11 protein-coding genes are annotated in these 14,046 nt (G+C 74.5%); 6 read left to right on the forward strand and 5 right to left on the reverse strand.

Annotated features, from left to right (window positions below; translation table 11 throughout):
• Nucleotides 1-52: 52 nt before the first annotated feature.
• The 5 genes from ABZ805_RS13935 to ABZ805_RS13955 all read left to right on the forward strand — a co-directional run bounded on the left by ABZ805_RS13935 (nucleotide 53) and on the right by ABZ805_RS13955 (nucleotide 6,057).
• Nucleotides 53-1,744, forward strand: a complete 1,692-nt coding sequence (locus ABZ805_RS13935; protein WP_358439166.1) for a protein kinase — start codon at nucleotides 53-55, stop codon at nucleotides 1,742-1,744.
• A gap of 118 nt (nucleotides 1,745-1,862) precedes the next feature.
• A complete protein-coding gene (locus ABZ805_RS13940; protein ID WP_358439169.1) occupies nucleotides 1,863-2,672 on the forward strand; it encodes a purine-nucleoside phosphorylase in 810 nt (269 codons plus the stop codon).
• A gap of 301 nt (nucleotides 2,673-2,973) precedes the next feature.
• Nucleotides 2,974-4,644 carry a phospho-sugar mutase gene (locus ABZ805_RS13945; protein ID WP_358439172.1) on the forward strand — a complete coding sequence of 557 codons (1,671 nt, stop codon included), beginning with the start codon at nucleotides 2,974-2,976 and terminating at the stop codon, nucleotides 4,642-4,644.
• Nucleotides 4,645-4,663: 19 nt separating this feature from the next.
• Nucleotides 4,664-5,119 carry an NAD(P)H-dependent oxidoreductase gene (locus ABZ805_RS13950; protein ID WP_358439175.1) on the forward strand — a complete coding sequence of 152 codons (456 nt, stop codon included), beginning with the start codon at nucleotides 4,664-4,666 and terminating at the stop codon, nucleotides 5,117-5,119.
• A gap of 599 nt (nucleotides 5,120-5,718) precedes the next feature.
• Nucleotides 5,719-6,057, forward strand: coding sequence for a hypothetical protein (locus ABZ805_RS13955; RefSeq protein ID WP_358439178.1), 339 nt, complete (start codon nucleotides 5,719-5,721; stop codon nucleotides 6,055-6,057).
• Between the two features lie 58 nt (nucleotides 6,058-6,115).
• Here the strand turns inward: ABZ805_RS13955 and ABZ805_RS13960 are convergent, their stop codons facing one another.
• The 5 genes from ABZ805_RS13960 to ABZ805_RS13980 all read right to left on the reverse strand — a co-directional run bounded on the left by ABZ805_RS13960 (nucleotide 6,116) and on the right by ABZ805_RS13980 (nucleotide 9,878).
• Nucleotides 6,116-7,285 (reverse strand): glycosyltransferase family 2 protein, encoded by a 1,170-nt coding sequence (locus ABZ805_RS13960; RefSeq protein WP_358439181.1) that lies wholly within the window; start codon nucleotides 7,283-7,285, stop codon nucleotides 6,116-6,118.
• A gap of 77 nt (nucleotides 7,286-7,362) precedes the next feature.
• The gene (locus tag ABZ805_RS13965; RefSeq protein WP_358439184.1) at nucleotides 7,363-7,743 is read right to left on the reverse strand and encodes a Fic family protein; all 381 of its coding nucleotides are present in this window, start codon (nucleotides 7,741-7,743) and stop codon (nucleotides 7,363-7,365) included.
• A gap of 14 nt (nucleotides 7,744-7,757) precedes the next feature.
• Complete coding sequence (locus tag ABZ805_RS13970; protein WP_358439187.1) at nucleotides 7,758-7,964, reverse strand: type II toxin-antitoxin system VapB family antitoxin; 207 nt, start codon at nucleotides 7,962-7,964, stop codon at nucleotides 7,758-7,760.
• Nucleotides 7,965-8,013: 49 nt separating this feature from the next.
• The gene (gene upp, locus ABZ805_RS13975; protein ID WP_358439190.1) at nucleotides 8,014-8,637 is read right to left on the reverse strand and encodes a uracil phosphoribosyltransferase; all 624 of its coding nucleotides are present in this window, start codon (nucleotides 8,635-8,637) and stop codon (nucleotides 8,014-8,016) included.
• A 107-nt stretch (nucleotides 8,638-8,744) separates the two neighbouring features.
• On the reverse strand, nucleotides 8,745-9,878 hold the full coding sequence (locus tag ABZ805_RS13980; RefSeq protein ID WP_358439192.1) for a glutathione-independent formaldehyde dehydrogenase: 1,134 nt from the start codon (nucleotides 9,876-9,878) through the stop codon (nucleotides 8,745-8,747).
• Between the two features lie 212 nt (nucleotides 9,879-10,090).
• On the opposite strand from ABZ805_RS13980, the gene ABZ805_RS13985 reads away from it, so the two are divergent.
• Nucleotides 10,091-14,026, forward strand: a complete 3,936-nt coding sequence (locus ABZ805_RS13985; RefSeq protein ID WP_358439195.1) for a trypsin-like peptidase domain-containing protein — start codon at nucleotides 10,091-10,093, stop codon at nucleotides 14,024-14,026.
• Nucleotides 14,027-14,046: the final 20 nt, after the last annotated feature.

The raw sequence follows: 14,046 nt of genomic DNA on the forward strand, positions 1-14,046 counted from the left end.
TGAACGAGCGGGTTTCGACCGGACCCGACGACGCGGGATGGAGAATGAGCGGGTGCCCACGACTGATGAACAGGCCGCCGCAGGCGCCGACCGGCTGATCGCCGACCGCTACCGGCTGGAACAGCGCATCGGTGGCGGCGCCATGGGCATCGTCTGGGCGGGCACCGACGAACTGCTGCGCAGGCCCGTCGCGGTCAAGGAAGTGCTGCTGCCCAGGGGGATGCCCGAAGGCGAGGCCGCCGAACTGCGGGAGCGCGCGCTGCGCGAGGCCCGCGCGATCGCCCTCGTCACCCATCCCAACGTGGTGACGCTGTACGACGTGGCCCGGCACGAGGGCGAACCGTTCGTCGTCATGGAGCTGGTGCCCTCGCAGAGCCTCGCCGCCGTGCTCGCCGAGCACGGCGCGCTCGCCGACCCGCAGCTGGCGCTGGTCGCCGACGGCGTGGCCGCCGCGCTCGACGCCGCGCACCGGGCGGGCATCGTGCACCGCGACGTGAAGCCGGGCAACGTGCTCATCGGCGACGACGGGCGGATCAAGCTCAGCGACTTCGGCATCTCCCGCAACGTCTCCGAGCACACCATCACCAGCACCGGGATCATGCTCGGCACCCCGGCGTTCATCGCCCCCGAGATCGCCTCCGGCGAGGCGGTCACCGACGCCGCCGACCTGTGGGGGCTGGGCGCGACGCTGTTCGCCGCCTCCGAGGGCGCCGCGCCGTACGGCGCGAACGACGACCCGCTGGCCACCATCACCTCCGTGGTGCGCGGCCCGGTCCCCGCCCCGCACCGGCCCGGCCCGATCGGCGAGATCATCGCCGGGCTCATGGTCAAGGACCCGGCGCAGCGGATGACCACGCAGGAAGTGCGCCGCCACGTGCAGCAGCTGCTGCCGCCCTCCGGCACCCGGCCGTTCGAGATGCTGCTCGACCCGGAGGCGCCGACCGTGCGCGTCCGCAAGCTCCCCAGCACCTCGCCGGGCACCGCCGAGGCCCCTGCCGACGACGGCCCCGCGCCGCTGGCCGCCGACCCCGGCCCGCTGCCGTTCATGCTCAGCGAGCCGCCGCCCCGGCCGCGCAGGCGGTTCCCCTGGGGCGCCATCGCGCTGGGCCTCGCGGCCGTGGTGCTGTTCGCCGCCTCCACCGCGGGCGGGTTCGCCGCGACCCGCGCCCTCGCCGGACGCGAGGTGCTGCCCGAGTTCGACGTCCCCGCGCCGCCGCAACCCACCTCCCCGCGGCTCGCCCGCTACGTCGACGAGGCCAAGCGCAGCCAGAACGGCGGCGGCGGCTTCGAAGTCGCCGCCCCCGAGGGCTGGGACGTGTTCCGCGGCAGCCGGAACCAGCCCAGCGAGAGCATGGTGGTCTACCTGATCTCCCCGGACGGGAGCGCCGAGGTCGCCGTCGAGCGGTTCGAGGGCTACTACGGCCGCCACTCCGCGCAGGACTACGTCGACGTGCTCCAGGAGCGCTCCGCGGGCGCGCACGGGACCTTCCGGGTGCAGCAGGACGAACCCACCGGTGCCACCGACCCCACCAGCGGCGAGACCGACCGGCACCTGCGCTACACGGCCAGCCAGGGCGGCGTGATCGGCCCGGCCGTCGAGGGCTCCGAACGCGTCACCACCTCGCAGCTGATGCCCCGCGGCAACGACCTGTGGGTGCTGCGGGTGACCACGCCGGTCGCCGACGCCGACCAGAACCAGCGGCTCTTCGACGAATCGCTCAACGGCTTCAAGCTCACTTCCTGAGCCACCGGGTGCGCGGCCCGCACGTCCGAGCAGGTCGGGCCGCGGGCCGCTCACCCGAGCGGTCGGCGGCGGCGGAAGCGGGATGACGGCGCGGCGGAGATGACTACGCTGAGCGCTCGTGACTTCCTCTGCTGCTTCCGACCCGTTCGCCACCGCCAGCGCCGCCGCGGCGGCCCTCGCCGAGAGCACCGGCGCCGCCCACCACGACCTCGCCGTCGTGCTCGGTTCCGGCTGGCGGCCCGCCGCCGAAGAGATCGGCACCCCCGCCGCCGAAGTGACCATGTCCGACCTGCCCGGCTTCGAACCGCCGAGCGCCAGCGGGCACAGCGGCCGGATCTGGTCCGTGCCGGTCGCGGGCAAGCAGGTGCTGGTCTTCCTCGGCCGCACCCACCTGTACGAGGGCAAGAGCATGGACTCGGTGGTGCACGGCGTGCGCACCGCGGTCGCCGCCGGATGCGGGACCGTCGTGCTCACCAACGCCGCGGGCGGGCTCCGCGAAGGCATGTCGGTCGGGCAGCCGGTGCTGATCAGCGACCACATCAACCTCACCGCGCGCTCCCCGCTCGTCGGACCGCACTTCGTGGACCTCACCGACCTGTACTCGCCGCGGCTGCGCGGTCTCGCCCGGCAGATCGACGACTCGCTCGAAGAAGGCGTGTACGCGGGGCTGCCCGGCCCGCACTTCGAGACCCCGGCCGAGATCCGGATGCTGCGCGGCTCCGGCGTCGACCTCGTCGGCATGTCCACCGTCGCCGAAGCCATCGCCGCCCGCGCCGCCGGTGCCGAGGTGTTCGGGCTGTCGCTGGTGACCAACCTGGCCGCCGGGCTGTCCGGGCAACCGCTGAACCACCAAGAAGTGCTGGAGGCCGGGAAGGCGTCCGCGGGCCGGATGGGCAAGCTGCTCCGCTCCCTCGTCGAGTCCGCTTGATCCTGCTCGGGGCCTGGCGCGGAGGGGGCGGGTGGCGGACGCCGCGCCGCGCCGCCGCTACGGGATCGTTCTCGCGGGTGGCTCCGGCGACGCCGTCCGCCCGCGGACGCCGCTGAGGACCCGCGGCGGCGCCGGTCGCGTGCCGGGCCGCTGCTCCGCTGCTTCCGGGCAAGAAGGTGCGCAGCCGCTCCCGGGCGGCCGTGGGTCGGCTTGTTCGGGCGGTGCCGTTTCGAGATCATCTGCGTGCCGGGGCACGCGCCGAGCCGGTTGCGGCCGGTCCACCAGCGAAGGAAGTGACGTCGTGGTCACCACACAGCACCTCGACCCCCGGTGCGCGGAAGCCGCTCGGGCCTGGATCGACGCGGACGTCGACGAGTCGGCGCGCGCCGAGCTGACCGCGGTCCTCGACGCCGCCACCGGCGGGGACCCGGCCGCGGCCGCCGACCTGGCGCAGCGCACGTCCGGGATGCCGACGTTCGGCACCGCCGGGCTGCGCGGCCCCGTCCGGGCCGGGCCGAACGGCATGAACCGGGCCGTGGTCGTGCGCACCAGCTGGGGCGTGGCCCGCTGGCTCACCGAGCAGGGCCTCGGTGGCGGGACCGTCGTGGTCGGCCGCGACGCCCGGCACGGGTCCGCTGAGTTCGCCGCGGACACCGCCGACGTGTTCGCGGCCGCCGGGTACGACGTGCGGGTGCTGCCCGGTGCCCTGCCCACCCCGGTGCTCGCGCACGCGGCCCGCTCGCTCGGCGCCGTCGCCGGAGTGCAGGTCACCGCCTCGCACAACCCGCCGCAGGACAACGGGTACAAGCTGTACCTCGCCGGCGGCACGCAGCTCGTCGGCCCCGCCGACGCGGAGATCGAGCGGTGCATCGCGGACAGCCCGCCCGCGAACGAGGTGCCGCGCCGGCCGGGCCACCCGGTGCACGAGCGGGCCTCGGCCGACTACCTCGCGCCGGTGGCGGCGCTGCCGCACGGCACGGCGCGCGCGCTGCGGGTGGCGGCGACCGCGCTGCACGGCGTCGGCGCCCGGACGCTGCAGGAGGCGCTGGAGCTCGCCGGGTTCACCGACGTGCACTGGGTCCCCGAGCAGGCCGAACCGGACCCGGACTTCCCCACCGTCGGCTTCCCGAACCCGGAGGAGCCCGGCGCGACCGACCTGCTGCTGGCGCTGGCCGCGGACGTCTCCGCGGACCTCGCGATCGCCCTCGACCCGGACGCGGACCGCTGCGCGCTGGGCGTCCGCGACCGGGACGGCTGGCGGATGCTGCGCGGCGACGAGACCGGCGTGCTGCTCGGCGAGCACGTCCTGGCCGGGCTCGACCGGGACGCCCACCCCGATCCGCTGGTGGCCACCACGATCGTCTCGGCGACCATGCTGCGCTCCCTCGCCCGCAAGCACGGCGCGCGCTACGACGAGACGCTCACCGGGTTCAAGTGGCTGGTGCGCTCCGGTGACGGCAGCGGCACCGGGCTCGTCTACGCCTACGAGGAGGCGCTCGGGCACTGCGTGGACCCGGACCGGGTGCGGGACAAGGACGGCATCTCGGCGGCCGTGCTGGCCTGCGACCTGGCCGCGACGCTGCGGGACCGGGGCCGCGACCTGCCGGACCTGCTCGACGAGCTCTCCGCCGAGCACGGCGTGCACCGCACCGGCCAGGTCTCGGTGCGCGTCACCGACCTCGACGTGATCGCCGCGACCATGCGCCGGTTGCGCGCCGAACCGCCCGCCGAACTGCTCGGCACCGCGGTGCGGGTGCAGGACCTGCTGCCGGACACCGACGCGCTGGTGATCACCGGCTCGGGCGGGCTGCGGCTCGTGGTGCGCCCGTCCGGCACGGAACCGAAGCTCAAGTGCTACTTCCAGGTCGTGGAAGCCGCGGACGGCGACCTCCCGGCGGCGAAGCGGCGAGCCGACGACCGCCTCGCCCGCCTCGACGCCGCCGTCACCGCCCTCGTCCAAGACCACCCCTGACCCGAGAACGGAGGCGACGATGCCCAGACTGCTGATCGTGCACCACACGCCCTCACCCGGGATGCAGGCCATGTTCGAGCAGGTCGTGGCCGGGGCGACCACCGACGAGATCGAGGACGTCGAGGTGGTGCGCACCGCCGCGCTGGCGGCGACCGCCTCCGACGTGCTGGCCGCGGACGGGTTCCTGCTGGGGACCCCGGCGAACCTCGGCTACATCAGCGGGGCGTTGAAGCACTTCTTCGACACCGTCTACTACCCGTGCCTGGACTCGACCGCGGGACGCCCGTTCGGCTGCTGGGTGCACGGGAACGAAGGCACCGAGGGCGCGCTGCGGGCCATCACGACGATCACTTCGGGGCTGTCGTGGCAGCAGGTCGCCGAGCCGGTGGTGCTGTCCGGGACGCCCGACGCGGCAGGGCTCTCGGCGTGCTGGGAACTGGGAGCGACCCTCGCCGCCGGGTTGATGCCTGATTGAGTTCCCTGCTCCTCCCGTGCTGCGAGGCGGGGCGGGTGGCGGAACGCTCAGCTGCTTCCTCGCTGCGGGATCGTTTTCGCAGGTGGCTCCGCATGCGAAAACGCTGTCCTCGCGAGGAGGCAACTGAGAACCCGCGGGTGGCCGGGCTGCGTGCGTGGTCGCTGCTCATCGGCTTCGCCGCGGACAGGCGCGGGTGACCCGGTGTGCTCGTTCGGATGCGGGGCTCGTCGCGGTGTGGTGGGGGCTGGGATCTTGCGCGAGGGGGTGGGGCGTGCGGGTGATCTGCACCCGGGTGGGCCGGTGCGCGGAGATTTTCCTTTGACAGGGCCGGAAACCCCCCTGTTGATCTTGATCGCGGATCACCCGGTAAGGTGATCTGCGTCGCCGGGACGCGCACCCGTGCGGCGAACGGGGCGCCCTGGGCGATGACCCGCCTTCCCTCAACTGTCGAGTCGAGTTCGGGGCGTCCCTCCCGCACATCGCCCGGTGACCGGGCCGACCAGCGCACCGCCTCCGCGGCAGAGCCTGCCCTGACGTCGGCCGACCGCTCACCGCACCGACATTCGACCAGGTCACCGGCCACGCGTTACCCTTTCACGGTGAGTGAGGAAACGATCGAACTCGAACTCGACGACTCCGGTGTCTCCGTTGATCTGCCCCAGCCCGAACATCCCGGGGACCAGGTGCACGGGGTGCCCTACCGGCCGGTCGAGTTCCGCGACGACGATCTGCCGTCCGCATTGGAACGGTCCGCCCGCTGGCTGCGCGAAGCGCAGTCCTGGTTGGGCGAGGCCGTGGACGTCATCGCAGTCCACCTGGACTACGACGACCGCAAAGGTGCGCCGTACTACGAACTGAAGTTGCTCTGCAACGAAGAGGACCTGGCCGGCGCGCCACTCGCCCTCCGTAAGCACGAATCGGATCACGTCGAAGACTGATCTCTGACGGAATCCCCCACCGTGTGGCCCGTTCCGCGGAGCGGGCCACACCTGGGCGTCAGCCCCCGCTGCGGCGCCCCTTCCAGGACGCGGTCCCGCGCAGCACCCGGACCGCCCCGTCCAGCAGCACCCCGCCGAACAGCGCGCCGGTGAACGGCGCCAGCGGCGCCCACTCGGGCCCGGCCCGCATGTAGCGCGCGGTGTGCGCGTGCGCGACGCCCTGCGCGACCCAGCCGACGGCCCCGGCCGCGGCCAGCAGCGGCCGCCTGCGCCGGAGGCCCAGCGCGACCGCGGCCGGTGCGGCCAGCGACAGGGCGACCTGGCCGAGCCCGCCGCCCAGCAGCACCGGCACCGACTGCCGGGTTCCCGCCACGAAGCTCTTCCGGAACGACGCCCAGCCCTGCGCGAACGGGTCCATGCCGGTGGTCGTCACGTGGTCCAGCCCGTCCACCATCCGCGTGGTCCCGCCGTGGTCGCGGACCGAGGTGGCGAGCGCGATGTCCTCGTTGCGCAGCGCGGCCATCGACTCCCAGCCGCCGATCTTCTCGTAGTGCGAGCGGCGCACCAGGATGCAGTGCCCGATGGCGAAGGCCTTCGCCCCGCGCCCGTCCGGCGCCGCGTTCTCCCCGATCATCTGCAGCCCCGGCGGCATCAGCAGCGGCCAGGCCGCCGAGCGCCGCGGCGGCGGCCCGCCCGGGGTGGAGACCAGGTCGGCGTCCACGGCTTCGGCGGTGGCCAGCAGCCTGCTCAGCAGGTCGGGGGCGAGCACCGTGTCCGCGTCCACGAACAGCAGCCACTCCCCCGCGCTGGGCGGCCCGGCGGCCTCGACGCCGACGTGCATCGCGTGCACCTTGCCCGCCCAGCCCGGCGGCGGGCCTGCCACCCGCACCACCCGCACCCGCTCGTCGGCGGCGGCGTGCGCGCGGGCGAGCTCGCCGGTCCCGTCCGAGGAGCCGTCGTCGACGACGACCACGCGCAGCGCGGCCGGATCCCGGTCCGGATAGGTCTGGGAGCGGATGCCGCGCAGGCAGTCGTCGATCACGGCGGCCTCGTCGCGGGCGGGCACCACGACGGTCACCGCGGCCGGGAGCACGCCCGGTTCCGGTGGCGCCTCGTGCAGCGGGACCAGCGAACGGACTTGGCGCACGGTGCGGACGCTGCGGTAGCAGACCCCCGCGACCGCTCCGCCCAGCAGCGCGGTCGCGACGGCGGATCTTCGGTGAGCCACCGGTCCAGCGTGCCACGAAACGGGCGAAACACCCGAGATCGCTCGGGCGAACACTCCAGGAACACCCGCGGCCGTGATCAGCCCTTGGGCTTGGCGGAGCGCTCCAGGAAGTCGGCGATCTCGGCGACCTCCCGGTGGTCCCGGCCCACGTCGCGGACCAGCTGCAGCGCCTCGGCCTCGTCCGCGTCGATCCACCAGCCGTTGACGTCGCACATCGCGACCGCGGCGACCCAGCCGAGCCGCCAGTTGCCCTCGACCAGCGGCCGGGTGCGCACCAGCGAGTCCAGCAGCGCGGCCGCCTTCAGCCACAACGTCTCGTAGGCGGGAACGCCGAGCACTTCGGCCCGCGGCCGGTAGGCGGCCGAGTCGAGCAGGCCGCTGTCCCGGACCACCAGGTCACCCCGGGTGACGGCGGTGGCGAGCAGCAGCAGGTCGGAAGCGTCGAGGTAGACCAGCACCGATCAATGATCGATCATGCGGGTCCGAGTTCGTCCAGCAATCCCCGGTAGTGCGGCAGCACCCGCTGCACGACCTCGCCGAGCTGCTGGTCCTTGCGCTGCCGGGCCCACCGTTCGGCGAGCGCGGCGCGCACGATCTCCTGCTTGGAGCGGCCTTCGGCGGCGGCGAGCTCCGCCAGCCGAGCGCTCTCCTCGTCGGTCAGCCGCAGCGTCATGGCCATGGACCGGATGGTATCTCGCTGATACCACCCGGTCCAAGCAGCGTCCGGGTCACACCGCGCCGTACTCGCGGTCCCCCGCATCGCCCAGGCCGGGGACGATGTAGCCGGATTCGTTGAGCCGTTCGTCGACGCTGGCGGTCACGACGCGCAGCGGCAGGCCGGAGTCCGCCAGGTGCTGGACGCCCTCCGGCGCCGCGAGCGTGCAGATGGCGGTCACGTCGGTGGCACCGCGCTCCACCAGCAGCCGGATGGTGTGCAGCATCGAACCGCCGGTGGCCAGCATCGGGTCCAGCACCAGCACCGGGAGGCCGGAGAGGTCCTTCGGCAGCGATTCCAGGTACGGCGTCGGCTGCAGCGTCTCCTCGTCGCGGGCGAGCCCGACGAAGCCCATCTGCGCCTCCGGGATGAGCCGGTGCGCCTGGTCGGCCATGCCGAGCCCGGCGCGCAGCACCGGCACCAGCAGCGGCGGGTTCGCCAGCCGGTAGCCGGTGGTGCGGGCCACCGGGGTGTGGATCGGCGCCTCGGCGACTTCGGCGTCGCGGGTCGCCTCGTAGATCAGCATGAGGGTGAGTTCTTGCAGCGCTGCGCGGAATGCCGCGTTCTCGGTGCGCGCGTCGCGCATCGTCGAGAGCCTCGACTTCGCCAGCGGGTGGTCCACGACCCGAACGTCCATGGCCGTGGACACTAACGGCCGGGTGTGCCGCGGGCGGCGGCGGAGACCGGCGGATGTGCGCCGGATCGCGCCGGTCCCCGAGGGGCGGGGAGCCGGCGCGGCCGCCGTCACGGGTGCAGGACGACCTTGGTGTAGCCCTCGATCCGCTGGTCGAACTTGCGGTAGGCGTCCGGCGCCTCGGCCAGCGACAGCTCGTGCGAGACCACGAAGCTCGGCGCCGCCCGGCCCGCGGTGATCAGGTCGCGGAGCTGCCGGTTGTAGCGCTTCACGTTGCACTGCCCGGTGCCGACGACCTGGCCCTTCTCGAACATCTTCCCGATGGCGACCAGCAGCATGCCCTGCTTGGCGTTGTCGTCCGGGCCACCGGGGTCGGCGGGCACGTACAGGCCGGGGACGCCGAGCCTGCCGGTGGGGCGCACGGTGTGGATCAGCGAGTTGAGCACCACGGCGGGTTCCTCGGTGCCCGCGTCGGCGGTGTGCGCCTGGTAGCCGACGGCGTCCACGCCCTTGTCGGTGCCCACGCCCTCCGTCAGGTCCTTGATCTGCTCGACGGGGTCGCCCGCGCTGAAGTCGACGGGGATGGCGCCGATCTCCTCGGCCTTCGCGAGCCGTTCCGGGATGCGGTCGACGCAGAACACGCGGGACGCGCCGCGCAGCAGCGCCGAGTAGGCGGCCATCAGCCCGACCGGCCCGGCGCCGTAGACCGCGCAGGTCTCGCCCGGTGCGACCTGCGCGAGCTCGCAGCCGTGGTAGCCGGTGGGGAAGATGTCGGCCAGCAGCACGTAGTCGGACTCCTTGCTGGAGTCCGGCGGCAGCACCAGGCAGTTGAAGTCGGCGAACGGCACCCGCAGGTATTCGGCCTGCCCGCCGGTGTACGGACCCATCGCGACGTAGCCGTAGGCGCCGCCCGCGAAGCCGGGGTTGACGGTGAGGCAGAACGCGGTGTTCCCGGCCGTGCAGTTCGTGCAGAACCCGCAGGCGACGTTGAACGGCATCACGACCCGGTCGCCCCGGTTGAGGCTCACGACCCCGTCGCCGACCTCGTCGATGATGCCGAGGTTCTCGTGGCCGAACACGATGCCCGGTTCGGCGGCGGTGCGGCCTTCGTACATGTGCAGGTCGGAGCCGCAGATCGCGGTGGAGGTGACGCGGACGATCACGTCGCCGGGGTGCTGGATGGCCGGTCGGTCGACCTCGTCGACGGCGACCGCGAACGGTTCTCGGTAGACGACTGCCTTCATGGGGAACCACCTCCGGAGGACCCGTGTCCGGTGCGCGCCCCGTGCCGATGCGCGCTGCTTCCGGACTACCCCGCACCGCACGACCTAGCGTCCCCCGTTCGAGTGGGGAGGTTGCGATTCCGGGAGGAACCGGGAAACCGCACCGCCCGCGGAACCCCGTTGGTTAGGTTCACCGGCGGACGTGATCGACGGCGCGAGAACCGGGGTGGCGCGTGCGGTCGGACGACGAGCACCAGCAGGACCCGCTCAGCACCGCACTGGTCCGGTTGCGGGCGGACGGCGAGGTCGTCGGTGCGGGCGTGCTGCTCGCCCCGGACCGGGTGGCGACCTGCGCGCACGTGGCGGCCACCGCGCTCGGCGCCGACGCGGAGGCCGCGGACGCACCGCCGGGCGTCATCCGGCTGGAGTTCCCGCTGCTGCCCGGCGCCCCCGCGGTCGACGCGGAGGTCGCCGACTGGCGCCCGATCCGCTCCGACGGCCGCGGCGACGTGGCGATCCTCCGGCTCACCGGCCCCGCCCCCGCGGGCGCGTTACCCGCGCCCGCCCGGGTGACCGGAGAGGTCTGGCGGCATCCGTTCCGGGTGTTCGGCTTCCCCCGCGGCCACGACGACGGGCTCTGGGTGACCGGCGAGCTGCTGGGCGCGCAGGGCACCGGCTGGCGGCAGATGCGCGCCGACCCGCACCAGCCCACGATCCGGCCCGGCTACAGCGGCACCCCGGTGTGGGACGAGGCGCTGCGCTGCGTCGTCGGCATCGTGGTCACCTCGGCGACCGACAGCGACACCACCGCGCACCTGCTGCCGACGGCGGAGCTCGGCGAGTCCTGGCAGGCGGGCCTGGTCGACCCGTACCGCGGTCTGCGCGCTTACGAGGAGCGGGACGCACCGTTCTTCCACGGCCGCGACGCGGACGTCGACGCGGTGCTGGCGGTGCTGGACCGGGAGGGGCGGCTGGTGCTGGCCGGGGCGTCCGGGGCGGGCAAGTCCTCGCTGGTGCGGGCGGGCCTGCTGCCGCGGCTGCGGGCGCGCGGCACGCGGGTCCACGCGCTGCGCCCGGAGCCCGGCGCCACGCCGGAGGCGGTGCTGGCCGCGGTGCCCGCCGACGCGGAACTGCTGTTCCTGGACCAGTTCGAGGAGTACACCAGCGCCGACCCGCCTGCGGCCCGCGCCCTGCTGGAACGGCTGGCCGACCAGCCCGCGGGCGGCCCGCGACCGGTGCTGACGCTGCGCCCCGGCTCGCTGGAGGAACTGGCCGGTGCCCGCACCACGAGCTGGCTCAACGAGTGCACCCACCTGCTCGGCCCGATGACCCGCGCGCAGCTGCGGGCCGCGATGACCGGACCGGCGGCGGAGACGGGCGGGCTGGCCTTCGAAGCGGGCCTGGTGGAGCGCATCCTGGCCGACGCGCCGCCCGAACCCGGTTCGCTGCCGCTGGTCTCGCTGGTGCTGGACCTGCTCTGGCAGCACCGGGTCGGCGGCTTCCTCACCCACGACGCCTACGAGCGCACCGGCGAGGTGCGGGGCGCGCTGCGCCGCACCGCCGACGCCGCGTTCGCCGCGCTGCCCGAACGGGACCGGGACGCGGCGCGGCGGCTGCTGGTGCTGCTCACCAGGCGGGACGGCGGTGGTTTCGCGCGCAGCGCGGTGCGGTGGAGCGAGATCCCGCCGCGGCTGCACGACCTGGTGCGCGAGCTGGCCGCCCGCCGGTTGCTGGTGATCGAGGACGGCGCCGAACCGCGGGTGGAACTGGTGCACCAGGCGCTGATCACGCACTGGGACCGGCTGGACGGCTGGCTGCGCGCCGACGCCGAGTTCGTGGCCTGGCAGGAGGAGCTGCGCGGCGGCGTGCGGCGCTGGCTGGACTCCGGGCGCGACCCCGAGCGGCTGCTGCGCGGGGCCGCGCTGGTCACCGCCGCCGAGCACCTCCGCGACCGCGCGGACTGGCTGACCCCGGACCAGCAGGACTTCATCCGGCACGGCGAACGGCACGCGCGCCGCCGCAGCAGGCAGTGGTGGACGATCACCGCGCTGGCGGTGGTGCTGGCACTGGTCGCCTCGCTGCTGGCGCTGGGCCTGTACCGGGGGAACCGGTCGCTGAGCGAGCGGATCCACCAGATCAACGCGGGGCAGCTGGTGGCGGCCGCGCGGGAGCAGCGGATCTCGCGGCCGCGCCTGGCGCTGCAACTCGCGCTGGCGGCCTGGCACGAGTCGCCGGGTGATCCGTCGGCGTGGGGGCTGCTGCTGGAGCAGCGGGCGCGGTTGCAGGGGGTGCGCAGCGCGCTGCCGATCCCGCCCGCGGAGCTGAGCGGCGCGTCGGCGTCGGCGGACGGCCGCTCGGTCCTGGCGCTGACCTCGGGACACGTCGGTCCGACCCCGCTGCACGTGGTGCGCGGGACGGACCGGGCGCGGCCGCAGGTGCGCACCGTGCCGACCCGGGACGTGGTCGCGGCGGAGCTCAGCCCGGACGGCGCGCTCGTGGCGGTGTCGGACCGGTGGAACGCGGTGTCGCTGTGGGACGCGGCGACGGGGCGGGAGCTGGGGGTGCTGCCCGGCCCGGCCCCGTCGGTGCCCCCGGACACCTCGGGGGCGGGACCGGTCCTGCACTTCAGCGCGGACGGACGGCACCTGCTGTACCTGCCTTCGCGGAACGCGGCGGCTCCGGGCACCGAGGTCCGACCGGTGCTGTGGGACGTGGCGACGCGCGCGGCGCTGCCATCGCCACGGGTACCGCTGGACTCGATCTCGACCCTGTACCCGACCGGGGATCCGGCGGTGGTCGTCGTCCAGGTGCCCGGCAGCGACGTGCTCACCGCGACTCGGGGTGCCCTCGACGTCGTCAGCTCGGATGCGGTGGCGAACGGGCTGCTCGGCGACGGCGCCCAGGTGCTGCGCTGCGGCCGGGGCGAACCACCGGTGGTGCTGGACGTGGCGACGCGCACCACCGCGCGGCGGCAGCCCGGCGCGGACTGCCCGCTGACCACCGACCGGGTGGGCCGCTACCTGGTGGAGCGGGGTTCGACGTTGCTGGACGGGGAGACGGGACTGCGGTACGCGCTCGACCTGGTGAACGGCCCGGTGTCCCAGGGGCGGCTGATCACGGCGTTCCCCGGCGCCGGCGGGACCGTCACCGCCGTCTTCCTGGAGCAGGACGCGCTGTTCGCCGCCACCCTGCCGCCCGCGCTGGGCCTGCCCGACCCGGGCGGGGTGTCGAAGCCGCAGGCGACCTCCGCGGACGGGACGAAGTCCGCCGCCTTCGACGAGAACGGGGCGCTGCTGCTGCTCGGCCGCGGCCGCAGCGAGGTGCTCGCGCGCGGCCCGGCCGCGGACGGGAACACCGAGGTGCTGTTCAGCGCGGACGGCTCGCTGCTGTACGAGACGCGGCCGGACCGGCTGGTGGTGTACCGCGCCGACGACCTGCACGTGGAGCGGGAGATTCCGCTGCCGCCGCAGGAGGATCCGCCGCCGATCGCCGAGCTCGGGCCCGGCGAGGTCGCCGTGCTCGCCGCGGATGCGCTGCTGCGGCTGGATCCGCGCACCGGGCAGCGGCTCGCCGCCGATCCGCTGCCCGCGACGCCGGTGCCGCCGCAGGAACCGGGTGCGCTCCTCGCCCGGCCCGGGCATCCCGGCGAACTCGTGCTCGCCAGGGGCGACTCGGTGCAGCTCTGGCGGCTGGACTCCCCCGGCGGCCCGGCGCGCGCGATCCGCACCATCCCGGGCCCGGGTGAGGACGCGACCGGTCTCACGGCCTCGCCGGACGGGGCGCAGCTGGTGGTCTCCAGCTCGACGCAGGCCCGGGTCGTGGACCTGGACGGCGGCCGGGTGGTGTCCGAGCTGGAGACGCTCTCCGCGGTGGCCGCCTTCGTCCCCCCGCTGCTGGTGGAGGACGGTTCGGCGCCGCAGGTGTGGTTCACCCCGCAGCGCCGCACGATCGCGCAGCCGGCGTTCACCGACGCCACCACCACCTCCGACGGCCGGTCGCTGGTCGTCAGCTGGCAGGACCAGGACCCGGTGCGCGTCCCGCTGGACCCGTGGGAGCTCGTCGGCGAGCTGTGCCGCATCGACGACCACGAGTTCACCGCGGAGGAACGCGCCCTGCTGCCCGCCGACTCCCGCCCGGACCGCCCCTGCTCGGTGCTGGACGACCGGTGATCCGCGCCGATCGGCCCCGC

This window comes from Saccharopolyspora sp. NPDC047091 (assembly GCF_040643635.1).
Lineage (GTDB): Bacteria > Actinomycetota > Actinomycetes > Mycobacteriales > Pseudonocardiaceae > Saccharopolyspora_C.